The sequence below is a fragment of the Burkholderia sp. Ac-20384 genome, from assembly GCF_017104605.1.
Classification (GTDB): Bacteria; Pseudomonadota; Gammaproteobacteria; order Burkholderiales; family Burkholderiaceae; genus Burkholderia; species Burkholderia lata.
On the sequence record NZ_JAAGPE010000668.1, the window covers coordinates 1 to 1,278 of the forward strand.

Annotated in this window: 2 protein-coding genes; both read left to right on the forward strand. The window is 71.4% G+C overall.

Annotated elements, in window-relative coordinates:
* The first annotated feature begins 129 nt into the window (after positions 1–129).
* The gene (locus G3O00_RS42715) at positions 130–279 is read left to right on the forward strand and encodes a hypothetical protein (RefSeq protein WP_206146599.1); all 150 of its coding nucleotides are present in this window, start codon (positions 130–132) and stop codon (positions 277–279) included.
* 44 nt (positions 280–323) lie between these two features.
* On the forward strand, positions 324–1,214 hold the full coding sequence (locus G3O00_RS42720; protein ID WP_206146600.1) for a peptidylprolyl isomerase: 891 nt from the start codon (positions 324–326) through the stop codon (positions 1,212–1,214).
* Positions 1,215–1,278: the final 64 nt, after the last annotated feature.

The following is a 1,278-nucleotide window of genomic DNA, read 5'->3' on the forward strand; positions in this document are numbered from 1 at the left end:
GTGGGCGCGGAGGAGGGGGGGGTGGGCGGGCGGCGAGCGGGAATGGAAGGGGGGGGCGGCGGAGGGGCCGAGGGAGGGAGCGGAGGGCGTGGGTGGCCGGGGCGGGGGGGGGGCGACCGGTAGGGGCACGTGACGCGTGTCGACAGCGGTGCGGCCGGACACCCGGCGCTCGACGCGGCGCTGCACGCGGCACTCGTCGGCCGGGCGGTTGGCGCGGCGCCGCCACGCGGGATGGCGCAGCCGCTCGTCCTGCGCATGACGCTGACGGACGCGCGCTGATGCAGCGTCCGCATTTCAAGAGCAATCGAGAGGGCAGTCGAACGATGATGACGAAGATGAAGATGCTGGCGATCGTGGCAGGCAGTCTCGCACTGGGCGCGCCGTTCGCGGCGCACGCGCAGGACGACGTGATCGCGAATGCCGCGCAGGCGTCGGTCACGCAGGACGATATCGCGGGGCTGCTGAAGGCGGTGAGCCCGGAAGGGCGCGAACGCCTCGCGGCCGATCCCGCGGCGCTCGACCAGGTCGTGCGTTCGACGCTCGCGCAGAAGGCCGTGCTGGCCGAGGCGAAATCGAAGGGCTGGGACAAGCAGGCGCAGGTGCAGGCAGCCGTCGAACAGGCGCGGCGCGATATCGTCGTGCGCAGCTATCTGGCGTCGGTGAACGCGCCGCCGGCCGATTATCCGTCCGACACGGAGCTGCAATCCGCCTATGACAAGAACCGCGCCGCGTTCACCGCGCCGCGCGCGCTGCATGTCGCGCAGATCTATATCGCGGTGCCGCCGAACGCGGATGCCGCGACGCTCGACAAGGCGCGCAAGCAGGCGGCCGATCTCGCGAGCCGCGCGCGCAGTGGCGATTTCGCGGCGCTTGCAAAAGCGAACTCGCAGGACAAGGCGAGCGCCGCGAACGGCGGCGATCTCGGTTTCGTGCCCGATCAATTGATGGTGCCGGCCGTGCGGCAGGCCGCCGACGCGCTGAAGCCGGGCCAGGTCTCCGCGCCGATCCAGACGCCGGCAGGCTTTCACGTCGTGAAGCTGATCGATGTCCGCGCGGCCGCGCCGCGTCCGCTGGCCGACGTGAAGGAGCAACTGCGTGCGATGCTGCGCGCACAGCGCACCCAGCAGAATGCGCAGGCGTATCTCGCGAAGCTCGCCGCGAACGCACCGATCAATGAAGACGCGCTGAAGAAAGCGCTCGCGTCTGCCCGGTAGGCACGCTCATGGCAACCGTCCGTTCGACGCCGCGCGTCGACGCGCCCGACGCCCGCACGCCGGG